The 24,548-nt window shown below is 62.0% G+C and carries 19 protein-coding genes and 2 pseudogenes; 10 read left to right on the forward strand and 11 right to left on the reverse strand.

What is annotated here, in order from left to right; translation table 11 throughout:
* Window positions 1-159: 159 nt before the first annotated feature.
* Window positions 160-1,125, reverse strand: a complete 966-nt coding sequence (locus BMY73_RS02655) for an isopenicillin N synthase family dioxygenase (protein WP_092404847.1) — start codon at window positions 1,123-1,125, stop codon at window positions 160-162.
* 302 nt (window positions 1,126-1,427) lie between these two features.
* Between BMY73_RS02655 and BMY73_RS02660 the strand changes: the two genes are divergently transcribed.
* The 10 genes from BMY73_RS02660 to BMY73_RS02705 all read left to right on the forward strand — a co-directional run bounded on the left by BMY73_RS02660 (window position 1,428) and on the right by BMY73_RS02705 (window position 11,276).
* Window positions 1,428-2,618, forward strand: a complete 1,191-nt coding sequence (locus BMY73_RS02660) for an alpha-hydroxy acid oxidase (protein WP_092404849.1) — start codon at window positions 1,428-1,430, stop codon at window positions 2,616-2,618.
* A 1-nt stretch (window position 2,619) separates the two neighbouring features.
* Window positions 2,620-3,996 carry an FAD-binding oxidoreductase gene (locus BMY73_RS02665; RefSeq protein ID WP_092404851.1) on the forward strand — a complete coding sequence of 459 codons (1,377 nt, stop codon included), beginning with the start codon at window positions 2,620-2,622 and terminating at the stop codon, window positions 3,994-3,996.
* Between the two features lie 102 nt (window positions 3,997-4,098).
* Window positions 4,099-4,965, forward strand: a complete 867-nt coding sequence (locus BMY73_RS02670; RefSeq protein WP_092404853.1) for a transporter substrate-binding domain-containing protein — start codon at window positions 4,099-4,101, stop codon at window positions 4,963-4,965.
* 209 nt (window positions 4,966-5,174) lie between these two features.
* The gene (locus BMY73_RS02675) at window positions 5,175-5,834 is read left to right on the forward strand and encodes an amino acid ABC transporter permease (protein WP_062381005.1); all 660 of its coding nucleotides are present in this window, start codon (window positions 5,175-5,177) and stop codon (window positions 5,832-5,834) included.
* Window positions 5,831-6,502: an amino acid ABC transporter permease gene (locus BMY73_RS02680; protein ID WP_092404855.1), complete on the forward strand. Its 672-nt coding sequence runs from the start codon at window positions 5,831-5,833 to the stop codon at window positions 6,500-6,502. The genes BMY73_RS02675 and BMY73_RS02680 overlap by 4 nt, the downstream gene beginning before the upstream one ends.
* A 79-nt stretch (window positions 6,503-6,581) precedes the next feature.
* A complete protein-coding gene (locus BMY73_RS02685; RefSeq protein WP_062381217.1) occupies window positions 6,582-7,406 on the forward strand; it encodes an amino acid ABC transporter ATP-binding protein in 825 nt (274 codons plus the stop codon).
* 47 nt (window positions 7,407-7,453) lie between these two features.
* Window positions 7,454-8,194: a histidine utilization repressor gene (hutC, locus tag BMY73_RS02690; protein WP_062381002.1), complete on the forward strand. Its 741-nt coding sequence runs from the start codon at window positions 7,454-7,456 to the stop codon at window positions 8,192-8,194.
* Between the two features lie 113 nt (window positions 8,195-8,307).
* Window positions 8,308-8,628, forward strand: coding sequence for a hypothetical protein (locus BMY73_RS02695; RefSeq protein ID WP_062381000.1), 321 nt, complete (start codon window positions 8,308-8,310; stop codon window positions 8,626-8,628).
* 322 nt (window positions 8,629-8,950) lie between these two features.
* Window positions 8,951-10,264 carry an MFS transporter gene (locus BMY73_RS02700; protein WP_092405125.1) on the forward strand — a complete coding sequence of 438 codons (1,314 nt, stop codon included), beginning with the start codon at window positions 8,951-8,953 and terminating at the stop codon, window positions 10,262-10,264.
* A gap of 178 nt (window positions 10,265-10,442) precedes the next feature.
* Window positions 10,443-11,276: an oxidoreductase gene (locus BMY73_RS02705; protein WP_062380999.1), complete on the forward strand. Its 834-nt coding sequence runs from the start codon at window positions 10,443-10,445 to the stop codon at window positions 11,274-11,276.
* Between the two features lie 659 nt (window positions 11,277-11,935).
* On the opposite strand, the gene BMY73_RS02710 is transcribed toward BMY73_RS02705, so the two are convergent.
* The 10 genes and pseudogenes from BMY73_RS02710 to BMY73_RS02750 form a co-directional block, all read right to left on the reverse strand.
* Window positions 11,936-13,297: a cytochrome c gene (locus BMY73_RS02710; protein WP_092404857.1), complete on the reverse strand. Its 1,362-nt coding sequence runs from the start codon at window positions 13,295-13,297 to the stop codon at window positions 11,936-11,938.
* Between the two features lie 12 nt (window positions 13,298-13,309).
* Window positions 13,310-15,085: a GMC family oxidoreductase gene (locus BMY73_RS02715; RefSeq protein WP_092404859.1), complete on the reverse strand. Its 1,776-nt coding sequence runs from the start codon at window positions 15,083-15,085 to the stop codon at window positions 13,310-13,312.
* A gap of 2 nt (window positions 15,086-15,087) precedes the next feature.
* Window positions 15,088-15,837 carry a gluconate 2-dehydrogenase subunit 3 family protein gene (locus tag BMY73_RS02720; RefSeq protein WP_092404861.1) on the reverse strand — a complete coding sequence of 250 codons (750 nt, stop codon included), beginning with the start codon at window positions 15,835-15,837 and terminating at the stop codon, window positions 15,088-15,090.
* A 199-nt stretch (window positions 15,838-16,036) separates the two neighbouring features.
* Window positions 16,037-16,546, reverse strand: a pseudogene (locus BMY73_RS28710) (methyl-accepting chemotaxis protein); the annotation flags it as partial.
* A gap of 348 nt (window positions 16,547-16,894) precedes the next feature.
* A pseudogene (locus BMY73_RS28715) lies at window positions 16,895-17,785 on the reverse strand (cache domain-containing protein); the annotation flags it as partial.
* A gap of 89 nt (window positions 17,786-17,874) precedes the next feature.
* Window positions 17,875-18,618, reverse strand: coding sequence for a siderophore-iron reductase FhuF (gene fhuF / locus BMY73_RS02730; RefSeq protein ID WP_092404863.1), 744 nt, complete (start codon window positions 18,616-18,618; stop codon window positions 17,875-17,877).
* Between the two features lie 42 nt (window positions 18,619-18,660).
* On the reverse strand, window positions 18,661-19,494 hold the full coding sequence (locus tag BMY73_RS02735) for a formyltransferase family protein (RefSeq protein WP_092405127.1): 834 nt from the start codon (window positions 19,492-19,494) through the stop codon (window positions 18,661-18,663).
* An 11-nt stretch (window positions 19,495-19,505) separates the two neighbouring features.
* Complete coding sequence (locus BMY73_RS02740) at window positions 19,506-20,498, reverse strand: TauD/TfdA family dioxygenase (protein ID WP_175500115.1); 993 nt, start codon at window positions 20,496-20,498, stop codon at window positions 19,506-19,508.
* A 32-nt stretch (window positions 20,499-20,530) separates the two neighbouring features.
* Window positions 20,531-20,731, reverse strand: a complete 201-nt coding sequence (locus BMY73_RS02745) for an MbtH family protein (RefSeq protein WP_092404865.1) — start codon at window positions 20,729-20,731, stop codon at window positions 20,531-20,533.
* 1,449 nt (window positions 20,732-22,180) lie between these two features.
* Window positions 22,181-24,379 (reverse strand): TonB-dependent siderophore receptor, encoded by a 2,199-nt coding sequence (locus BMY73_RS02750; protein ID WP_092404867.1) that lies wholly within the window; start codon window positions 24,377-24,379, stop codon window positions 22,181-22,183.
* Window positions 24,380-24,548: the final 169 nt, after the last annotated feature.

Raw genomic sequence — 24,548 nt, forward strand, 5'->3', positions numbered from 1 at the left:
GGCTTGTCCCGCGATCGGCTGCGCAGCAGTCGTAAAGTCAGCCAAAGAGGTGTAACAGACAGACCGCGTTCACCGTATTTGCTGCCGCTGCGCGACAGATCGCGGGACAAGCCACGCTCCTACAGCCGCCGGCCAGAAACATGTCCGCGTTGTCAGAGCTCATTGCGCCTTCTTGCGATACGCCATCGAATCATCAATCCGCTTGAGGATGTAGTCCCCTGCCGCCACGGGCGGATATAGGCTTTCTTTCGCATCGATGCCCAGATCACACGGATCGACCACCGCGCCATAGGTCGGGTCGTAGAACGTGGCAATCGAATACCGCTCATGCCCCGACTTATTGATCACCCGATGCAACGTTGAACGGAAGCGATCGTTGGACCAGCGCGCGAGCAGGTCGCCGACATTGACCACCAGGCTGCGCTCGACGGGCGTCGCGTCGATCCAGCTGTTGCTGGCCAGTTCACGGACCTGCAGACCACCGCTGTTGTCCTGATACAGCAACGTGATGCAACCGTAGTCAGTGTGTGGTGCAACGCCGAACTGATCGGTTTCGGCCATCGGCGGATGGGGCGGGTAATACACCATCTGCGTACGCTGCAACCGCTTGCCGTATTTCGGCGCGAAGAATCCGGGCTCGATGCCCAGCCCTACCGCGACCGCTTTGAGCAGGTCGGCGCCGGCCAGGCCGATTTCTTCGTAATAGGCATCCAGCGCCACGCGCAACTCCGGCATGAAATCCGGCCATTGATTTGGCCCACGCAAAGCCTCGCCCGCCAGCACACAAGGGTCGTCTTCCGGCAGCTCCAGGCCCATGCTGAAGAACTCCTTGAAGTCCGGCTTGGTCGCTTCATACATCAACGCGCCGCCCAGCGCATGCCAGCCACGATGACGTTTGTTCACCGCCACCTGACGCTTCACGTCTGCCGGATAGGCAAAGAAGGTTTTCGCCGCCGCCATGGCCGTGTCGATCACGCTTTGCGGTACGCCGTGGTTAATGATGTAGAAAAACCCGGTTTCGCCGCAGGCCTTGCGAATTGCCTCACCGGCGCGCAGGACCGCTGCGGGATCGCCTTCGCGTACGCCGGCCATGTCGATCAGTGGGAGATGAGTGTGAGCGGTCATGCAAGCTCCTGTCAGTTGGGGATCGGACAAGCTGTATAGACAGGTGAAGCATTTAGTGTGCCCAACACTGTGCAGCAGCGCACTGCTGGTCCTGTGGGAGCTGCCGGAGGTTCAGTGTGCGAATCAAGACAGTTTCCACACGCCCCAGTACCGGGCAGGCCGGCCTCAATCGGTGCAACTTTTGGTGACAATGCTCAGCCCTTCCTTACGCCACCTTGGCGTAAGGCCGCGGCAGGCGTCCATGCGCCCGAGATGGCCTGCATCTTGCGTCAGCTGTCTATACAGCTTGCCCAAGGATTGTCATGCGTCGCTATCACGCCGGTACCGATTCTCTCCGTGCGCACAGTATTGCCGAACTGGCCCACATGGCCCGTCGGCGTCTGCCGCATTTTGCCTGGGAATACCTGGAAGGTGGCGCCGAAGAAGAACTGACGCTGGCGCGAAATCGCCAGGCGTTCGCCGAGGTCAGCCTGTTGCCCCGGACGCTGATTCCGTGGCAGACCCCGGACACACGTCGCACGCTCTTCGGGCGACAACTGGCACTGCCGATGGCCATTGCACCCACGGGCTATAACGGCATGCTGCACCGCGACGCCGACATTCATCTTGCCCGCGCGGCCACCGAGCGAGGTCTGCCCTTTTCACTCAGCACCGTTTCGACCAGCTCGATGGAAGAGATCGTCGCCGCCGTGCCCGACGTCAACTTGTGGTTTCAGCTGTACAGCATGAGCGACCCCGAGGTGCAGGAGGACTTGTTGCAGCGCGCCGAAGCGGTGGGTTGCCAGACCTTGCTGCTGACCACCGACGCCGTGCTGCTGGGCAACCGCGAATGGGACAAGCGCAATTTCGCTCGCCCGCGCCAACTGAGCCTGCGCAACAAGCTCGACGTCCTGCGTCACCCGCGCTGGATCAGGCAGGCGCTGTGGCCGCACGGCATGCCGAGCATGGCCAACCTCAACCGCTACCTGCCGGCTGACCAGCGCAATGCGGCCGGCGCCGCGCACTTCATTGGTGAAAAGATGGAAAAGCAGTTGAGCTGGGATTTCCTCGCGCGCCTGCGGGATCGCTGGCCCCACCGTTTGGTGCTCAAAGGCGTGATGCACCCGCGGGACGCCGAACAGGCCGTGAGTCTCGGGCTGGACGGCATCGTGGTGACCAATCACGGCGGTCGACAACTGGATGGCGTCCCCGCCACGCTCGATTGCCTGCCCGCCATCGCTGACGTCGCCAAAGGCAAGCTCAGCATCCTTTTCGACAGCGGCATTCGGCGTGGCACCGATATTCTAAAAGCCTGCGCGCTGGGCGCCGACGCGGTGCTGTTGGGTCGAGCAACCTTGTATGGCGTCGCGGCCGGCGGCCAGACCGGCGCGGGTCATGCGCTGGATCTGCTGGGCAACGAACTGCGGCTTGCACTGACCTTGCTCGGTCAACCTGACCTGAATCAATTGAGCGTCAGCCGCCAGCCTAACGCGACCTTTACCGTGAGTGGATGACATGAGCGACCTGCAACAGACCCTCAACCAGTTGCGCGACGCCTTGGGCGATGCGCAGGTGCTGACCGGCGATGCCATCGGCCAGCGTCACTACAGCGACTGGACCCGCCATGCGCCGACCTGCCCGGCCGCTTTGATCCTGCCCAAAGACACCGAACAGGTGTCAATCGCCCTGCGCATCTGCAATGCCGCCGGACAATCCGTCGTGCCGCAAGGTGGCATGACGGGCCTGGCGGGCGGAGCCGTGCCTCGCGCCACCGACATCGCATTGTCGCTGGATCGCCTGCGCGGCATCGAGGACATCGACACGGCGGCGGCAACGGTCACCGTCAGGGCAGGCACCACCCTGCAAGAGATCCAGCAGACCGTTGCCGATGCCGGTTACCTGTTTCCGCTGGACCTGGGGGCGCGCGGCTCCTGTCAGATCGGCGGAAACATCGCGACCAACGCGGGCGGCAATGCGGTGATTCGCTATGGCATGACCCGCGACCTGGTGCTCGGTCTGGAAGTCGTGCTCGCTGACGGCCGCGTGCTGAACCTGATGAACAAGATGATCAAGAACAACTGCGGCTATGACCTAAAACAGTGCTTCATCGGCAGCGAAGGCACCCTTGGAGTGATCACCCGCGCCGTATTGAAGATGGCACCTCAGCCGGGCCCGTCCACTACTCTGCTCTGCGCCCTCCCCGATTACGCCAGCGCCGTCGCCCTGTTGCGCCGCCTCCAGCGCAGTGCCGGAACGCCGCAGGCGTATGAGCTGATGTGGCAGGACTTCTTCCGCATGGGCGTGTCCTGGCTGGAAAACCCGGTGGCGCCGATGCCCGACCATCATCCACTTTACGTGCTGCTGGAGTCCTCGGCGGCCAGCGACGTGCTGGAACAGACGCTGGAAGCGGCCATCGAGGCGGGTGAAGTGGTCGATGCGATCCTCGCCACCTCCCAGACCCAGGCCCGCAGCCTGTGGAAGATCCGTGAAGCCACCGGCGAATTCCCGGTGCGTCTGGCGCCCTTGAATTTCGACATCAGCCTGCCGATTGGTCAGATCGGCGACTTTGCCGACCTGTGCCGTCAACGCCTGAATGAGCGCTGGCCCGGCAACCGCAGCGTGTACTTCGGCCACATCGGTGACAGCAATCTGCACCTGACCGTGGACTGCCATTCGCTGCCGCAACCTGCGCCCGTCTACGACATTGAGGACCTGGTGTACAGCGCGGTGGGCGAGCTGGGCGGCGCAGTCTCCGCCGAGCACGGCATCGGCCTGCTCAAACGCGAATTTCTTCATCACTCGGTCAGCGCCGAAGCCTTGCAGGCGATGGCCGAGCTCAAGCGCAGTTTCGACCCCAGGGGCATTCTCAATCCGGGGAAAATCCTCGGCTGAACGCTCCCGGGGTTGTATATACCGGTATGGCACGCTAACTGCAGCAGGCGCTGGCACCTTTGCCCCACATAACGACGACACTGCATCTGAAGGAGTTACCCCATGCAACTCGATTCCTGCGTTGGTAAGAAAGTGTTTGGCAAGACGTTCAAAAGCCTGAGCATCGCAGCCGCTCTGGCGGCGTTTACCTTGGGGGCAGTGCCTCTGGCGGCTCACGCCGACCAGTTGGCCGACGTGAAGAAAGCCGGTGAACTGGTGGTCGGCACCGAGATGCAATTTGCCCCGTTCGACTTTCTCGACGCGGGCAAACAGAAAGGCCTGAACGCCGAGTTGTTCGAAGCGTTGGGCAAGGAGTTGGGCGTCAAGATCAAGTTCCTCGACCTGCCATGGCCAAGCGTGCTGCCAGGCCTTGAGGCGAAAAAATTCGACGTGGTCGCAGGCCCGATCATCGTCACCAAAGCCCGGAAAGAGCGTTATCACTTCGTCTCGCCGATTGCCGAAGCCACGGTGGCGCTGATGGTCGGTGCCAAGGACGACAGCATAAAGAAACCTGAAGACATCGCAGGTAAAACCGTGGGTGCCGGCAAAGGCTCCGCGCAGCTGGAAGAGCTGAAGACGTTCGCCGCGACCCTGCCGGAGAAGGTCACCATTCGCGAATACGTCGACAACAACCAGGCGTACGCCGACCTCGCCGCCAAGCGCATCGTCGCCGTGGCCAACTCGTTGCCGAACATCTCCTACGTCGCCGCACAGAAGCCCAATCTCTACAAGGTGGTGCAGCCGCCGTTCGGCAAGAAATCCTACTTCGCTTATCTGGGCCGCAAGGATGCCGACGCCGACAGCCTGATCGCCGCGCTGGATGCAGCCGTGGACAAGATGCACGCGGACGGCCGTCTGGCGGCACTGCAGAAGAAATGGCTGGGCGCGGAAATGGACGTGCCGAAGGGTGATTTTGAGCCGACGTGGTAAGGCCACACTCTCAGCAACGCTACGCCCCTTTGTAGGAGCGTGGCTTGTCCCGCGATCGGCGACGAAGTCGTCGTGAATGCTGCGCATGCGGTGTATCTGACACGGCAGGGGCGTATGGATTTACGACTGCTTCGCAGCCGATCGCGGGACAAGCCTCGCTCCTACAGGGGTCGGCGTTAGGCATCTGATTTATACGCTGGAGTCACACCGTGTTCGACTGGCCCTTGCTGCAGCAGAACGCTCCTTTATTGCTCGGCGCCCTGTGGGTGACGTTGCAGGTTTCGGTCGCCGCGCTGGTGATCGGGTTTGTCATCGGCATCATGGTCGGCAGCCTGCGACTGTCGCCGATTCCCGTCTTGCGTCGGCTGGGCGGCGCGTACATTTTCGTGTTCCGTGGCATTCCGCTGCTGGTGCAACTGTTGTTCATCTATTACTTTCTGCCGCGTATCGGCCTGCCCAATGTCTCGCCCACCGTGGCGGCGGTCATTGGCCTGTCATTGGCGGCCGGCGCCTACATCGCTGAAATCATGCGCGGTGGTTTTCTTGCGATTCCTGGCGGTCAGCTGGAAGCGGCCGGCTTGCTGGGCCTGAGCGCGAGCCAGATGCTGATCCGCATCCGTGTGCCTCAGGCCGTGCGTCTGACCCTGCCTGCGCTGGTCAACGAAATGATCCTGCTGATCAAGGCCTCGTCGCTGGTGTCCGTCGTCGGCCTGGCCGACTTGACCCGCACCGCGCAGAACCTCGCCGCCAGCGACTACATGTTCGTGCAGGACTACCTGATGCTCGCGGGCTTCTATTGCCTGATCAACATTCCGCTGGCGTACTGCGGCAGCCTGCTTGAACGTCGGTTGAAGGAGCAGACGGCATGATTTTCGACCCTAAAATCATCACCGATCACCTGGGCGATATCGGTTCGGGTTTTCTGGTCACCCTCGGCACCTGGAGCAGCGGCGTCGTGCTTGGCATCGCGCTGGGCATGCTGATAGCCGTCGCTCAGGTGTTCGGCAACGCCTTCGTGCGGGCGCCGCTGCGGGTGTTCATCGAGCTGATTCGCAGCACGCCGTTTCTGGTGCAGCTGTTTTTGGTGTATTACGGCGGGCCCTCGTTTGGGCTAAGCCTCGATCCAATCCCCGCCGGCATCTTGGGGCTGGGTGTTTACGGCAGCGTGTATTTCGCCGAAATCTTTCGTTCCGGGTTCGAGTCGGTGGCCCGCGGCCAGCTGGAAGCCGCAGACTGCCTGGGCATCACCCGCCTGCAATGCATCTGGCGGATTCAAGTGCCGCAGATGCTGGTGATCATCCTTCCAGCGCTGGTGAACATGATCACCGTGCTGTGCAAGGAAACCGCCGTGCTGTCGATCATCACCATTCCGGAGCTGACCATGGTCCTGACCGGCATAGGGTCGGAGACCTTCGCGTTCGTCGAAACCCTGCTGATGCTATGCATCGGCTACCTGATCCTGGTGGAAGCCTGCTCGCGGCTGGGCATGCTTCTGGAAACCCGTGTCGGCCGCTTCATGAACAAGCAACCACGCTAAGGGAGCCCACCCGATGAACAGCTTCCTGATACCCAGCGGTGCCGTGTCCGCCAACACACGCGAGAATCAAGGTGACCCCATGAAGACTTCAGCTACCGCCCCGGCTGACCAGCCGACCATTGTGTCGCTGAGCAAGGTGGGCAAAAGCTTTGGCACCCTGCGGGTGCTCAAGGGCATTGACCTGCAGGTGCGGCGTTCGGAAGTGGTCTGCCTGATCGGCCCGTCGGGTTCCGGGAAAAGCACCCTGCTGCGCAGCATGGCCTTCCTCGAGGAATACGACGAAGGCGAGATCCGCATCGAAGGCCAGTTGCTCGGCTGGCAGAACACCGACAAAGGCCGCCGCCGCGCGCCGCAATCGCAGATCAATCAAGTCCGTCGCAACGTCGGCATGGTTTTTCAGCAATTCAATCTGTGGCCGCACATGACCGCCCTCGGCAACGTCTGCGAAGCCCTGCGCCGAGTGCGCAAGCTGTCGGCGCAGGAGGCGAACCAACGCGGCCTGGCGATGCTCGAGAAAGTCGGGCTGGCGCACAAGGCCGACGCCTACCCGGCACAATTGTCCGGCGGTCAGCAACAACGTGTGGCGATTGCCCGGGCGCTGGCGATGGAGCCGCACATCATGCTGTTTGACGAACCCACCTCCGCACTCGACCCGGAACTGGTGGGCGAAGTGCTGCAAGTCATGAAGACCCTGGCGAGGGAAGGCATGACCATGGTCGTGGTCACCCACGAGATGGGCTTTGCCGCACAGGTGGCCGATTCAGTGATCTTCCTCGATCAGGGCGAAGTCGTGGCACGGGGCACGCCGCAGCAGATATTCCACAACGCCGAACAGCCGCGTTTGCAGCAGTTTTTGCAGAATTATCTCGACCGCAATGCGTTCTGGCAGGACGGCAGGCAATGATGTTGGTCCGGAGGACATACCTGTAGGCGCGATCAGGAAGGAGGTCAATGATGGACAAACCGGCGCCACAAGCCCTGTACCGGCAGGCGAAGGACTTCGTGCACGGCAAGCTGGTGTCCGGGGAATGGAAGCCCGGCGACCTGATTCCGTCTGAAAACCGTCTGGTACTGGAACTGGGCATGTCGCGCATGACGGTCAACCGGGCGTTGCGAGAGTTGACCGAAGAAGGCCGTCTGCTGCGGGTGTCCGGCGTCGGCACCTTTGTCGCCGAGAGCAAACCACAATCGAACCTGATGCACATTACCAACATCGCCGATGAGATTCTGGCACGAGGGCATCGTTACCGCTGTCAGGTGCTTCAGCTGACGCGGGAGGCGGCGTCGATGCCGATCGCCTCGGCGCTCTCACTGCCCACCGGCGCCTCGGTGTTTCATCTGCTCTGCGTGCATTACGAGGAAGACGTCGCGGTTCAGCTGGAAGATCGCTACGTCAATCCGCACACCGCGCCGGATTTTTTGCAGCAACCCTTCGGCGACGCATTGCAGTCAGCGCGCTACCTGCTGCAGATCATCCAGCCGGACGAGATGGAGCACATCGTCGAGGCCAGTCACCCGACCGCAGACGAACGCAAATACCTGCAGATCGATGCCAGCGAGCCCTGTCTGGTGCTGATGCGCCGTACGTGGAACAGTGGCCGGGTGGTCACCTACGTGCGGCTGGTTCACCCCTCTTCGCGCTATCGCCTCGGCAGCCGCCTTCCGGTCACCGGTGGATATCGCCACAGTTGAGCGCTCGCTTTCACGCGGGTGGACAGCCGGTCGAAAGATTCATCGAACGCCTGCGACGCGCCGCCCTCGATATCTGTAACCCCCGGTGATTCGGGCGTACAGAAGAGGTGTTTATGAACACGCAACAGAACCCGCAGAGCAACGAGCGAAACGACCCCGCCATCGATCCGGACACCCCGGACAACCACATGGGCCAGGACAAAACGGCACCGAACCCGGTGCCTGAGCAAAACCAGAGCGGCTCTCAAAGCCAGAGCGGTGCCCAAAGTCAGAGCAACAACGGTGCGCAAAGCCAGGAAAACAACGGCAATCAGTCGGGCGAGAACAGCTTTACACCGGATTTCGAGCCTGAGGAGCACGAATCCCCGGACAAGACCAAGCAAGAGAACCAGACCGGCGACATCGACCAGGACATTGATACCGCCGGGGGTTAACAACGCCGATCCCTGTAGGAGCGCGCTTGGTCTGGGCCGCATCCGGGCGATTGGGGAGTGTCTGTGAATGGATGGATCGTCTGACACTGCCCAATCGCGAGCAAGCGGAGCCCTCCCGTCGCGATAACCACAGCGTTCCCCGCCGCCGCTCAAACTCAAGCATTTCCCATTGCATAGCCCGCTAACAAACCGGCACCATCACGCTTTCGTCTGTCATGCAGCCCCGTCTGCAGTCCCCGGAGCGTTGTCGATAATGGTCCAGCCCACCCCTCAGGATTCCCCGCGCGTCAGCGACAAGCTCACTCCACGCGAATTTCGCGGCATGGTGGCGATTCTGCTGTCCATTGCCCTGGCCACGCTCGACACGGCCATTGCCAACACCGCCTTGCCGGCCATTGCCGCCGACCTCAACGCCTCCCCCGCCGCGTCGGTGTGGATCATCAACGCCTACCAACTGGCGGCGGTCGCGACTTTGCTGCCGTTCGCGGCGCTGGGCGGTGTGCTGGGTCAGCGCAAGGTCTATCTGGGCGGCTTGATGCTGTTTGTGCTGTCTTCGGCGCTGTGTACGTTCGCGTGGTCGCTGCCCACCCTGACCATCGCCCGCGTGCTACAAGGCCTGGGCGCCAGCGCGATCATGAGCGTGAACGCCGGTCTGATCAGTTCGATCTTTCCGCGCGAACGCCTTGGCCGCGGGCTGGGCATGAACGCGCTGGTGGTCGGTACGTCGTTTTCCGTCGGCCCCACCATCGCGTCGTTGGTCCTGTCGGTGGCCAGTTGGCCCTGGCTGTTCGCGATCAACCTGCCCATCGGCGTGTTCGCCCTGATCTTTGCCTGGAACTCATTGCCGGCAACCAAACCGGGCAGCCTGACCTTTGACCGCGTGACCGCGACCCTCAATGTCATCACCTTCGGTGCGCTGATCTTCGCCTTGAGCGAGGCTGCGCAACTGGGCTCGATGACCACCGTGCTGATCGCCCTGGCGATCTTTCTGGTCAGCGGCGCGGCGATGCTCAAACGCGAAGCCGGGCACCCGGCACCGATGTTCCCGCTGGACCTGCTCAAACGCCCGATGTTTGCCCTGTCGGCCCTGACCGCCTTTTGCTCGTTCGCCACGCAAGGCCTGGCGTTTGTGTCACTGCCGTTCTTCTTCGAAACCACGCTGGGCCGTGACCCGGTGCAGACCGGTTTCCTGATGACGCCCTGGTCGGTGGTGGTGGCGATGATTGCGCCGTTCGCCGGACGCCTGTCCGATCGTTACCCACCAGGGCTGCTCGGCGGCATCGGACTGGCGATGCTCTGCTGCGGGATGATCTCCCTGGCGACCATGCCTGCCGATGCCAGCGTGGTGTCGATCGGCGCGCGGATGATTCTGTGCGGCATCGGCTTCGGCTTTTTCCAGGCACCGAATCAGAAAGCGCTGATGACCAGTGCCCCGAAAGAACGCTCCAGTGGCGCCAGCGGCACCATCGCCACGGCCCGCCTGATCGGTCAGGCAACGGGCGCCGCGCTGGTGGCGCTGAGTTTCGGGATTTCCAGTGAACACGGCCCGGCGCTGGCACTGAGCATCGGCGCAGGGTTTGCGGCAGTGGGCAGCGTAGCCAGTGGATTGCGGTTGGTGACGAAGACCACGAAATAAATCATCCCGAACATCCTGCCTGTAGGCGTGAGCTTGCTCGCGCCTACAGGTCATCGGTGCATGCAGGATCCCGGGCAGGATCAGGCAATCATCCCGGAGAACTGATACATCGCTTTGTCCCCCAATGTTCCTACCATGGGTGATCAAGTAACGGCATCTGCCTCGTGAGGGAAACACCATGAGTACGACAAAAACCCTGTTCATCACCGGCGTCAGCAGTGGCTTTGGCAAGGCGCTCGCCGCCCAGGCGCTGGCGGCCGGGCACACGGTCATCGGCACCTTGCGCACCCAGGAAGCCCTGGTCGAGTTTGAATCCCAGGCCGAGGGCCGCGCCCATGGCGTGCTGCTGGACGTGACTGAGTTCGACGCCATCGACAACGTGATCAATGACGTCGACAAGGCATTGGGCCCGGTGGACGTGCTGGTCAACAACGCCGGCTACGGCCACGAAGGCGTTATGGAAGAGTCCTCGATGGACGAGCTGCGCCGTCAGTTCGACGTCAACGTGTTCGGCGCCGTGGCGGTCACCAAGGCGTTCGTCCCACTGTTCCGTCAACGCCGCAAGGGTCACATCCTCAACATCACCTCCATGGGCGGCTTCATCACCCTGCCGGGCATTACCTACTACAACGGCAGCAAGTTTGCCCTGGAGGGGATTTCGGAAGCACTGGGCAAGGAACTGAAGCCGTTCAACGTACACGTCACTGCGGTCGCGCCCGGCGGCTTTCGCACCGACTGGGCAGGTCGTTCGATGCGACGCTCGCCCCGGCAGATCGCCGACTACGACGAATCCTTCGACCCGGTTCGCAAGGCACGCCAGGATCGCAGCGGCAAGCAAATCGGTGACCCGGTGAAAGCGGCGAATGCGATGTTGAAATTGATCGACAGCGAGAACCCGCCCGCACATCTGCTGCTCGGCAGCGATGCACTGAAAATGGTGCGGGACAAGCTGGCGTTCCTGGAGTCGGAGATCGCCGCGTGGGAAGAGGTGACGCGGTCGACGGATGGTTGATCCGGCGCGATAGCCTGAATTGAACACTGGTCTGCGGTCTGAGCACAGGTTCGCGCATCAACCCAGGACCCTGTGGGAGACGTCCGAGGTTACGAGGGTATGGGCCGCAATTCGGACGAAGGCGGTGGGTCAGTCACCGTTGATGGTGCTGACCCACCGCATTCGCGAGCAAGCTCACTCCTACAGTATCCGTGTGGTCCTCATGGCTTCGGAACCACGCGGATACTGTGGGAGACGTCCGAGGTTACGAGGGCAGCGAAAGCGGTGGGTCATTCACCGTTGAGGGTGCTGACCCACCGCATTCGCCAGCAAGCCGGCTCCTACAGTGTCCGCGGCGTTCTCAAGGCTTCGGAACCACGCGGATACTCTGGGAGACGTCCGAGGTTACGAGGGTATGGGCCGCAATTCGGACGAAAGCGGTGGGTCATTCACCGTTGATGGTGCTGACCCACCGCATTCGCGGGCAAGCGCGCTCCTACAGTGTCCGCGTCGTTCTCAAGGCTTCGGAACCACGCGGATACTGTGGGAGACGTCCGAGGTTACGAGGGCAGCGAAAGCGGTGGGTCAGTCACCGTTTAGGGTGCTGACACACCGCATTCGCCAGCAAGCTGGCTCCCGCAAGGACGACCGCATTACCCATACCGTATCTGGCGCAGATATCAGGGCTTGGCAATGTCCGTACGACTCACCGCCGGTGAGGCTTTGGGCAGCGTCGCCCGCAGCTTCGTCACCTGCTCGGCACTGACCGCCGGCGCCTGATTGCCCCAGCTGCTGCGGATGAACGTCAGCAGTTGCGCCACTTCTTCATCCGAAAGCCGCCAGGCGAACCCAGGCATGCCCAGTTCCGAAGGAGCGGTCTGCGTGGCCGGCAGTTTGCTGCCCGCCAGCACCAGACGGATCATCGACACGGGGTCCTGCGCCAGCACCGAAGAGTTGCCCGCGATTTTCGGGAACACGCGGTCATCGCCCAAGCCGTTGGTGCGGTGGCAGGCGGCGCAGTTGTCGACGTACAGCTCGGCGCCGCGACTGCCTTCCTGCCCCGCTGCCAGCGCCTTGGCCGTTGCCGGATCAGCCTCGAAGCTCGACACCTGCTCCCTGGTCGGCGGCAGGCTCTTCAAGTACGCGGCGACGGCGTGCAGGTCGGCGTCGTTGAGATGCTGCGTGCTGTGCACCACCACATCGCCCATTGCCCCACCCAATACCGCGTGCTGGGTGTTACGTGCGCTGCGCAACGTCGCGACGATGTCGTCGGCGGTCCAGCGACCCAGGCCATCAGCCGGATTCCCACGCAGGTTCACCGCCAGCCAGCCGTCGATCACCGGACCACCCGACAAGTACTCGGCGCCCGACTCGTCCAGTGCCTTCTCCTGCAGGGTCAGGGCACGGGGCGTATGGCAACTGCCGCAGTGTCCCAGCCCTTGCACCAGGTAAGCACCGCGCGCGATCTGCGGATCCTGGTAACGACCGGCATCGAAGGCAACCGCCTGTGGCGCCGGCGCGAAGGTCTTGCGCCAGATCGCCAATGGCCAGCGCATCGATAACGGCCAGGGCACGTCATTGGCACGGTTCTCGGCGTAGACCGGCGCAACGCCCTGCATGAAGTAGGCGTACATCGCCCGCAGGTCGTCATCGCTGATCCGCGCATACGCGGGATACGGCATCGCCGGGTACAGGCTGCTGCCATTGGCCGCGATGCCATGGCGCACGGCCCGGTCAAAGTCTTGCAGTGAGTAATTGCCGATGCCCGACGCCTTGTCCGGCGTGATGTTGCTGCTGTACAGCGTGCCGATCGGCGAGGCAATCGGCAGCCCGCCCGCAAACGGCTTGCCCCCCTTTGCGGTATGGCACGCGGTGCAGTCGCCTGCGTCGGCCAGGTAGCGACCTTTTTCGATCAGCGCCGCTTGATCGGCGCCTTTGGCGGCGGCGAGCGTCGGCGTGGTCGTCGGCCAGAAGGCAACGATCAGCAGTGCAACGAGGACTACCACAGCCAGTGAAATCAGGCTCAAGAGAAGCTTTTTCATGGTCGTCTCTCCTTATGCCTGAACCAGCGGGCCGGGGTTTTTCAGGTACTGCTCGCGAATGGCCTTGGCAGACCAGTACGCCAGCGCGCCCACCATGCCGGTCGGGTTGTAGCCGTTGTTCTGCGGGAACGCGTTGGCACCAATGGCGAACACGTTGTGCACGTCCCACGATTGCAGGTAACGGTTCAGCGCCGAGGTCTTCGGATCGCTGCCCATGATCGCGCCGCCGCAGGTGTGGGTGCTCTGGTACTTGGTGATGTTGTAGTGCTCGCCCGGCTTCTTGGCGTCACCGGCCATCGCCGTCGGGTTGAGGATTTTCGACATCTCCAGCGCCTTGCCGACCAGAAACTGCGAAGCTTTTACTTCGTTGTCGTGCCAGTCGAACGTCATGCGCAGCAATGGCCGACCGAAGCCGTCCTTGTAGGTCGGGTCGAGGCTCAGGTAATGCTGCTTGTACGACATGCACGCACCCTGCACTTCGAAATAGAACGAGTGGCGGAAGGCATCGCTGGCGGCCTGTTTCCAGGCCGTGCCCCAGTTGGGCGTGCCAGGCGGCACGTTGATGCCACGCACCGGACCCGCGCCCGGCTGTCGCGCCCAGATGAGGCCGCCACCGACGAAGCCGGCCTTGGCATTGTCCAGCTGGTTGCCGTTGAGGTTATCCATCGTGGTCCCGGCGCCGCCGATCCCGATGAACTGATTCGCCTGCACGTCCTTGTTGAAGAACAGCACCACGCGGTTGAGGTTCTGGTACGAATAGTTGCGCCCGACCGTGCCCTCACCCGTTTGCGGATCGTAGGGTTTGCCGATGCCGGAGAGCAGCATCAGGTGCACGTTGTACAGCGAGAACGCACACAGCAACACCAGGTCGGCCTGTTGCTCGACTTCACGGCCCTGAGCGTCGAGATAAGTCACGCCCGTGGCCTTCTTGCCATCGCTGTCCAGATTGACCTTGAGCACTTGCGCGTGGGTGCGCAGTTCGAAGTTCTTGCGCTGACGCAGCACCGGCAGAATGCTGATGTTGGGGCTGGCCTTGGAGTAGTTCAGGCAACCGTAGTCACTGCAGAAACCACAGGCATTGCACGGCCCCATCTGGCAACCGTAGGGGTTGACGTACGGCGCGGACGCGTTGGAAGCCGGGATCGGGTACGGGTCCCAGCCCATCTCGCGGGCGCCTTTGTAAAACAGCTCGGCGCCGAGGTAGTTCGGGTTCGGTCCCAACGGGAATTCCCGTGAGCGCGAGCCCTCAAACGGGTTGCCGCCCGCCTGCTTAACGCCCTTGATGACCCCGGCCTTGCCGGACGTACCGCAGACGTATTCGAAGTGATCGAAGTGCGGCTCCAGGTCCTCATAAGTGATGGGGAAATCCTGAATGCTCATGTCGGACGGAATGAATGAGGCGCCGTAACGCTGCTCGACGTTGCTGCGCAATTTGAAGTCTTCCGGCAACGCGCGGAAATGGCAGCCGGACCAGTGACTCCCCGCGCCACCAACGCCCGTGCCGGGCTTGAAAGAACCTATCTGGCGATACGGCACAGCGGTCGAGGTCAGGTTATGCCGGGCGGTGACGGTTTCTTGCGACAGGCTTTGCAGGTAACGGCGGTGCACCGAGCCTTCGAGCTCATCGACCACTTTCGGGTAAGCGAAATCGGGTTGTGTATCACGATCGGCGCCGCGCTCCAGCACCACCACCTGCAGGCCGGCGTCGGTCAGTTCCTTGGCCAGGATCGCGCCGGTCCAGCCCATGCCGACGATCACGGCATCCACTTTCGGTTTTGCGTTCGCCATGTTCAGCCCCTCCGTCCGGCCAGATCAACGGGCGGTAACGGGTACGGCTTGTCGCGCACCGTGACCCAGTCCATGTAATCGGCGCGCATGCCGGGATAACCGATCATCTTCCAGGCGCCCATGTTCTTGTTGCCGCCGTGGGACGGGTCGGCGAAGTAACCGTTACGCACTTCGTTCAGCAAGTTGGTGAAAAACAGCTTCGGCGAAATGTCGTCCAGCGGCAGTTTGCCGGCCTCGGCCGCCTTGAGCAGTTCTTCCTGTTGCGGATGAGACAACTCGGCGAAGGTCTTGCCGGAGAACGTCTTCTTGCAGCTGGCGTCCATGGCCTTGATGCCGATGCGCAAGATCTCGCGCAGGTTCAGACGCCCCTGATAACCGAACTCCGGAGCGGCTTCGAGAAACGGCCCCTGCATGTACCAGATGCCGCCGTTGGCGTAGGGCGTCTGCATGTGGCGGTCGAGGAATTCCGGCACGCCGAGTTCCACCGCGCCCGGGCCAACGGCGTCGGAAGGGATCAACCGGTCGCAGGCGGCGATCACGAACGCCCATTCTTCGGGGGTGAAAAAGGTCGGTTTGTAATCACCGGAAGAGGACGCGGGCGCCGGGGAAGCGCCCTGGCTGGCATCGCTGGCCGGGGTCTGGGCGAAGGTACTGGAAGGAAGGCCGGCACTGGCCAGGGTTACGACGGGAATGAGCGTCAGCGACTTGCGTAGAAAATCGCGACGCGCCGGGGAGGTGTCGTCATTGAACATTGTTCACTTCTCCTGAGACTGAACACGGGTGTGCTTCGTTTTTCTTATGTTTCTTCTTGTGCATCTCCGGGCGCCGCAAGCCTTGCGGCCGGGCGTCCGGTAGATCGAATGCCTGCTAATCATTACCTGGCTAAGCATTCGAACGTCATTTAACCTTCTTTTGCCGCACGGCTGACTGGTCCGCGGGGTTAAACCAGGCTCAGATCTTGAATTGACGAACCAGCGCGCTGAGGTTGCCGCCCAATGCCGACAGGTCGCGCATGGTGTGGGCACTTTGCTCGGTTTCTTCGGCGAGGTTCTCTACGGCACCTGCAATCTGGTGCACGCTGCGGTTGATCTCTTCGGCGACCGAGGTCTGCTCTTCAGCGGCGCTGGCGATCTGCGCGTTCATCGCGTTGATGGTGCCGATCAGGCCAGAGATCGAATCCAGCGACGCACCGACTTCGTTGGTCTGCTGGTTGGCGCCCTCACCGGCTTCGGTGGAACGGCGCATGGCTTCGACCGAGGCATGGGTGCCTGTTTCCAGACGGGTGATCATGCCCTGGATTTCCTGAGTGCTCTGCTGCGTGCGGCTGGCCAGTGCGCGAACTTCATCGGCAACCACGGCAAAACCACGTCCGGCTTCGCCTGCCCGCGCCGCTTCGATGGCGGCGTTGAGCGCCAGCAGGTTGGTCTGCTCGGCAATCGAGCGAATCACGTCGAGCACCGAGACGATGGAACGCACGTCCTGTTGCAGGCTGTCCAGGCTGGTGCCACTGAGGCGGATGTCGTCGACCAGAGAACTCATGCCGGTAATGCTGCTGCCCACGACTTTGCGCGCGGCCTGACCTTGCTGATCCGTTTCAGACGCCGCTTCGGCGGCACGTTGTGCACTGAGGGCGACTTCCTGAGCGGCGGCAGACATTTCGTGGATGGCCGTGGCGACCTGATCGGTTTCTTCACGCTGGCGCTGCATGGCCTGCTCGGAGCGCAGGGTCTGCTGCGTGGCCTGGTCCACCAGACCGGCGAGGTCCGTGGTCATCTGAGCGACCTGGGCAACCATTGCATGGATCTTGTCGACGAACAGGTTGAACGAGACGGCCAGATCACCCAGTTCGTCGCGGCTGGTAACCACCAGACGGTGGGTCAGGTCGCCGTCACCGGCGGCGATGTCATCCAGGTTGGTTTTGAGAATACGCAGCGGACGCACAATGCCGTTGGCGGTCCAGATGCCGGCCGCGGCGGTCACCAGCAACAGGATCAGCGTCACGATGAAGACGCTGCCGAGAATGCTGCGGGTGCGACTGCTCACGGTGTGCTGCTCAAGCGCCATGGCCGCGTCGATGTCGTCCATATTGATCGCACTGCCGAGCACCATGTCCCATTTGGCGAGGTACACGGTGTAGCCCAGCTTGGGCACTTGCACCGCTTCGTCACCCGGTTTGGGCGCGGCGTAGTCGATGTAGTGCGTGCCGTTCTTTGCCACGTCCACGAAGGTCTGATAGTGGTAGGAGCCATCAGGGTCGCGGGTGTCCCAGAAGCTCTTGCCAATGCCCGCCGGGCTGTCGCCGCGGAAGATCCGCACGCCCTTGGTGTCGTAACCGAAGAAGTAGCCGTCGTCGCCGTATTTCATCGGCTTGAGCAACTCCAGCGCCTTGTCCCGCGCGGTCATGTCACCGACGGCCGATGCATCGTGCAGCGGCTGGATCGTGGTCAGCGCCACATCGACGTAATTTTTCAGCACCTGGCGATTGCGCTCCACCAGTTGCTCGCGGGTTTCCTTCATTTCCTGATCGGCGCTGCGCTGCAACATCCACGCGGCCACGCCACTGAGAATCAGGGCGAACAGCAACGCGGGAACGATGGCAAGGCAGAGCAGCTTGCTCTTGACGGTCAGCTTCATGAGACAAATCACCTCCTGGATGTGTGGTCTAACACTATCGGCAGGAGATCGTACAACTTGAAACATTTTGATGGCAATTTGACGCCATTTACCCGGCGGACCGGATTTCTAGGAGCAACGCTGGCACCGGGACGTCACATTTCGCGCGGGTTCATCTACCCGTCACGCCCTGGTCGGACCCTTCGATCGGGCAGCGGACAGTTGTCGCAACGGCTCAGTCCGCCGACCCGATACCGGACACAGCACACCCGACGCTGGCGCTTCAACGTCGCCTGCCCCGCGACCTCGATATAACGCACGGGTTGATACAGCGGGTTGCGTTGCCCGTGTTCACGTTCTGGCGCATTCAGCAGGTCGTGGCCATGCCGCAGGTCGGCCTGAGGGACGGCGCTGGCGAGCACGCCCAGCAGCCACTCAAAGTAGTTGCCCGCGTTGCTCCACAGCACTCTGGGTGACAGGCGCGTCAAGGTGGCTACCGTGTCGATGAGGGAACGCAGGTGGCCTTCGATCAGTTCATCGAAACGCTGGAACGCGTGGATCGGCACGGGCGCCCAGTGCTGGCCGGGATCCGGGAGTTTGAACCCGAGCGGCATCCCCTGAGCGTCCAGCATGACGTGCAGTTGCTCGGCGCGCAGTGGCAGGCGGTGATTGAGAATCAGGGATGCCGCGACCACCGGCGGAATCAGTTTGATGAAGTAGTGCTTTGACCAGACCGAAGCCACACCGCGCCGGTCACTGTCGGGGTACTGCACGGCGAAGCGGGTCAATACCGCATCGAAGGTGTCGGGCGCGAGTAACCTGCGCAACGGCAGGCTCGGCCGGGGGTCGTCTTGCAGCACGAGAACGTCACGATAGTGCGCAAAATCGTCGATGAACAACGGCGCCAGCGCGGGGATCATCGTCTGATTCCCCGGCCTGGCGCCGCGCGTTCCAACGGGCTCTTAATGAGCCTGACGCCGCGCCAGCAGCAGCAACCCCTGCTCCAGCGCCGGGAACAGGCTGTTGTTGAAGTTGTTCCAGCGCAGTTCGAGGATGGTGTCGTCCGGCGCAATCGGCGTGTCCAGCACGTCGAAGATCACCTCGCCGGAATCGATACCGTTGTCGACGTAATGGAACGACGCGCCGGTCATGTTCACCACCGGGATGTCGACGGTGTCGCGGGTGGACCAGTCGATCACCTTTTTGCCCTTCGCGCCGTACAACGCATCGAGGGTGGCGTAGGCGCCGCGACGCTCATACGGCGATTCGAGGCGCGTGATGCCCGGGTGAATGTTGACCACGCGACGGTGGAAGTCCGCACCGGGTCGCACCAGTTCATCAAGGATCACCAGCAAGCCGTCGAGTACCACAAGGTCGGCTTGCAGTGCGTGCAGGCGCTCGCCCAGCCGTCGTTCGAAATCGGACTTGCCCGCTGGCCGCTGACTGTCGCCTAACGGCAAGGCGCGGTAAGTCGAGGGTACGTTTTCTAACAATTCATTCACCAGACGGCCCTGAACCTTCAGGTCCGCCGGGTAGAACCAGTGCGTGCCCTGCCCCGGCGCGAAACCGTACTCCTTGATGCTTTCCCGGTCACGTGCCGACGCCGGGTTATCGTCACAGATGACGGCTTCCAACGTGTAGTGATCGCCCAGAGGGGTGTCGTTGAGCGCCTGGACCAGATACTCCAGCGGCGACTTCATGTAGCGCTTCTCGCCGTGGTAATCGACGTATTGACCGGCTTTGTCAGCCGCACCGTTACGCAGCGACCAGACGTAGACAAGTTTGGTTTTTTGCATGGATTCCGGACTCATAAAGGGGTGAGCAGCGTGTCGCCATTGACGCCTTCGGCCATGGCCACCACCACTTTTCGCTCGCCGCTGAAGGGTTTGCGCGAGTGGGCGACGAGCATGTTGTCGAGCATCAGCACATCGCCCGTGTTCCAGGGGAACACCACTTCGCATTCATCGAGCACTGCGCGGATTTCCGCCAGCGCGTCCTCTTCCAACGGACTGCCATCACCGTAGTAGACGTTACGCGGCAAGCCTTCTTCGCCCACCGTGTCCAGCAGGATTTCCTGCATCTCGGGGTCAAGGTTGGACAGATGGAACAGGTGCGCCTGATTGAACCAGACCCAGTCGCGGGTACGCGGGTGTTGCGCCACCCCCTGCACCCGCTGACGCGTGCGCAGGTCGCCGTCATCGTTCCAGTCGCACTCGATGCCGCGTTTGCGGCAGTAGGCTTCGACGTCACTGTGACGGTCGGTGTTGAACACCTGTTGCCAGGTCAGGTCCAGGCCGTTGCCGTAGTTGCGCACGTACATCAGGCGTTTCTCTTCGAAGCGCTTGCGCAGCAACGGGTTGATGCGGCGGAACACCTCACGGCTGTCGGCAATCGGCGTTTCACCACCGCTGGCAGCGGCTTTGGCGCAATAGAACCAGATGCGCATCGGCCATTCGTTGGTGTAAGCCTGTTCGTTGTGCAGCGGGATCGAACGGTGCGCCGGGTATTCGGTAGAGGTGTAAACCCCCTTTCCGTCGACCTGGCTGCGTGGCGTGGAACCGAATTCGTAGTTGAGCAGCGGGTGTCCGAAAGCTGCCGCGAATCGCTGGAAACCTTCGACGCCCTCACTCGCAAAACCGCTGAACAGGATCGCGCCGTCGCGTTCGAGCCTCTGATCGACCACGCCGCGCAGGTTCTCGAATTCAGCCGCCAGCGACGCACCGGTCTGACCGGGACAGACTCGCAACGGGAAGCCGGTGTCGACACGAGGTGGATGTGGCGCAAGCACGTGCATGTTCATGGGCAAGACGCTCCGCAGGGGATTGGGGTGATTCAGGCCATGGCCTTGCGCAGGCTCAGTGGACGCATGTCGGACCAGTGGGCTTCGATGTAGTTGAGGCAGGTCTGCTTGTCGCCTTCTACGCCGACGCTCTTCCAGCCTTCGGGAATGGCCTTGTAATCCGGCCAGATGGAGTACTGCTCTTCGTGGTTGATGACTACGCGGAACTGAGTATTTTCGCCGTCAAAGCTCATGAGTGGACCTCGTCAATGTTGAATCGCCGCGCACAGGGCGGCCTTGTCTAAAAGACGATTGAGGAGGCAGGATGATTAGTGGTTTTTCTGAAAAAAAGCGGTAAGAAGGACCGGGCTTGGGTGAGAAGTAAGGATCATGTCAGGCATCGCCTTGCTGCTGCCTGGAAGGTGTAGGAGCGACCGGGGTGGCGTTCCACCTTGCCCGCGATCTGCCGGGAACCGGCAGCAAGACCGGTGCATGCGGGGTGTCAGGCATACACGGATCGCCTGATTTTGCTGCCGCTACGCGCCAGATCGCGGGACAAGCCACGCTCCTACAGTTTCAGCGTGAATCAGCAGCACGCGGCATACCGTTAGATCGAGATCCTGGGTTTATCGAAACACTGCTTCTGCCCGCAGGGCGTAGCAACTGTCTTCCTTCCATCGAATGTGCAGCCTCCAAGTAGGCTTCTGCCTGCAAGGCGTAGGAGCTGCCGGGGTGGCGCTCCACCTTGTCCCGCGATCTGCCGGGAACCGGCAGCAAGGCCGGTGCATGCAGAGTGTCAGGCATAACCGGGTCGTCTGATTTTGCTGCCGCTTCGCGCCAGATCGCGGGCAAGCGCGCTCCTACAGGGTGGTGTGCTAAGGATTGATGCACGCATCAAGAAAGCGAGGAGCGTTAGCTCCAGCCCACGCTGTTCATATACGCGACAGTCCAGACGCCGCAAATCGCGACTTGGGTGCAGGCCAAACGCAGACGACGCGCAGTGGGTCGAGCGGCAGGGAAGCCGCGAGAGCGCCGTCAGGGCATGGATGCCCGTTCGGCGCGGGCCCACGGAGCGTCGTCGGAGTGCGGGTACCCGACGAAGTCGGGCCAAACCAGGAGCCGGGCACTTTTGGTTACTTTTGGTGCCTTTTCAAAAGTGACCCGCCGGAGGGGCGGAAAGGTGAATCGGCGCCACCCGAGAGAATGGATCTGCCCACCCTCCCAACGCCAAACCCCACGAACCCCACGACCCCAACAGACCCAACCACCGCGAACCTCAAAAACTAAAAAGCCCTGACGTCGTCTACGTTTGGCCTGCCCCCAAGTCCCGTTCAGTGGGGCTGAATTTTCTCGGTAAGAAGATCAGAAGCAGACCGCTGCGTCGCTTTTGATTCTGCCGGAGGCGTAGGAGCTGCCGGGGTGGCGCTCCACCTTGTCCCGCAATCTACCGGGAACCGGCAGCAAGATCGGTGCATGCGGGGTAACAGGCACAATGAGTCGCCTGGTTTTGCTGCCGCTGCGCGGCAGATCGTCCGAGTGCGGCCCAGAGACAAGCCACGCTCCTACAGGTACCGCGTCAACCTGCTATTCAGAAGCCGAGAAGCCTCTTGAATCCCGATGTGGTCAGGGCCGAGCGCGATCCGATTCCCATAAAAAAGGGCGGACCTGCCAGGCAGGTCCGCCCCTCTCCTGAACCGGAGCCCTTACCAGCGGAACGCAACGGTCCCCATCACCGTACGCTCCTCGCCCCAGTAGCAACGGCCCGCATTGTTGCAACCGCTGACGTACTCTTTGTCGAACAGGTTCTTGGCGTTCACATCCACCGACCAGTGCTTGTCGATGTCATACCCCACCAAGGCGTCCACCAGCGTCACGTCGCCGGTTTTCAACTTGCCGTACAAGGTCGGCGAGGTGTACGCGAAGGTGTTGTCGAAATACCGCACACCGCCCCCCAGACGGAATCCGCTCAGCGGGCCGTCGAGGAACCGGTAGGTTGCCCAGCCGGAGGCCTGGTTGCGCGGAATCCCCGTCAGTTGGTGGTCCTCCACCAACGACCCCGGCGCGTCCTTGGTCACGCGGGCGTCGGTGTAGGTGTAAGACGCCGTCAGGCTGAGGTTCTTGGTGATGTCGCTGTTGGCCTCCAGCTCGATGCCCTTGGACTCGCTCTCTCCCACCTGGCGGCTGAAACCGTTGCTGCCTGCCACCACGTCATGGGTCTTGGTCAGCTGGAAGACAGCGGCGCTGAAGGTGGTGTTCCAGCCCGCCGGCTCAAACTTCAGACCGGCTTCGTACTGATGGCTGAGGATCGGGTCGAGCAACTCGCCGTTGGGCTGTGACGACTGCTGCACCGGCGTGAAGGCGGTCGAGTAACTGACGTAAGGCGAGATACCGTTTTCGAACTGGTACATCAACCCGGTCTGCCAGCTGAAGCGGTGATCCCAGCCATCCAGATCCGCCAGACCGCTGGTGGTGCCCGCGCGGTTGCGGTATTTGCTGTTGACGAAGTCCTGGCGGCCGCCCAGCAGGAAGATCCAGTTGTTGTACTTGCTCTGCAACTGGCTGTACAGGCCATACATCTGTTGATCGAGCTGAGAATTCTGGATCGTCGCGATCATCCGCGGATTCCCGGCAGGGAACACCGGATTGAACGCGTTGAACGTGCCGCCGTTGCCCGCTGCCCAGTCCTGGTTAAAGGACGTGCGATCGTAGCTGGCGCCCAGCAACACGGTATTTTCCAGCGCGCCGGAGGTGAAGTGACCTTCGAACTGGTTGTCCAGCGAGTACGCCAGGGATTTGTTGTCACGGTCATACGCGGTGCTGGTCAGGATGCTGCCGAACCCGCCGTTGTTCAGGTTGTTCGGCCAGGTTTCATGACGGTCGATCCGCGACTCCATGAAGCGCGAGTTCTGGCGGAACTGCCAGGTGTCGTTGATCTGATGGCTGAACTCGTAACCCAGGCTCCACGCTTCACGCTCGAAGTCGTCCCAGTTCGGGTTGCCGTTGTACTGGTCCTTGCCAATCTTGCCATTGACGTTATTCAGCAAGGTCCCCGCCGCCGGATAACCGAGCAGCAGTTGGGTGCGGTCGCGCTGGTAGGTCGACAGCAACGTCAGAGACGTGTCTTCGTCAAAGTTGAAGGTCATGGACGGCGCGATGTACAGACGATCGTCCGGCACCGAGTCCACCTGGGTGTCGGCGTTGCGACCCAGCATCACCACACGACCCAGAATGCGGTTGTCGTCGGTCAGAGGGCCGGAGACGTCGAGGCCCAGCTGGCGGCGGTTGTTGCTGCCGTAAGAGAACCTGGCTTCGCCCTGTGCGGTTTCGGTCGGGCGCTTGCTGACCAGATTGACCAGACCACCCGGCGCGTTTTCGCCGTACAGGATCGAGCTTGGGCCGCGGAACACTTCGGTGCGCTCCAGGCCATACGGCTCGGTGGTGGTGTCGTAACGGTTGCCCTGCAGGCGCAGGCCGTCCTTGAGCAGGCCGTAGCCATAGTCGGTGGCGTTGTAACCGCGAATGGAGAACAAGTCGCCCGCCAGGCCATCACCGACCGCGAACGGCGGCGCGAAGATGCCGGGTACGTAACCGAGGATATCGGTGAGGGTCTGCGAGCCCTGGTCCTGAATGCGTTGACGTGTCACCACCGATACCGAACGCGGCGTTTCAGATAATGGCGTGCTGGTCTTGGTGCCCGCTGTGCTGTTCTTGGCCTGATAGCCGATGTCGGGTTCAACCGCCAGTGACTCCCCGGTAATCACCGAATTCTGCAGCTGGATCGCGGACCCTTTTGCAGGCCCGGCGGGGGCATCCTCTGCCCATGCCATGCCGTGACAGGCGACCGTGGCGACCAGCGCCGCCAAAGCGTTCACCTTGAATTGAATGTTCTTGTTGCTCGCCATCCGAACTCCCCCTCCCTTTTGAAATGACTCGGGACCTGCGCCCCTGCACCACGCTGACAAACGTAAAAAAGCAAGAAAATGTAACAGAGAAACATTCTCGTTACCATTGCTATTCAAAATAAAAGCGAAGTGCCATCTCTGGTCACTTCGCTGCTGTTCGTCGGGCGGA

The organism is Pseudomonas sp. NFACC02 (assembly GCF_900110765.1).
Taxonomy (GTDB): domain Bacteria; phylum Pseudomonadota; class Gammaproteobacteria; order Pseudomonadales; family Pseudomonadaceae; genus Aquipseudomonas.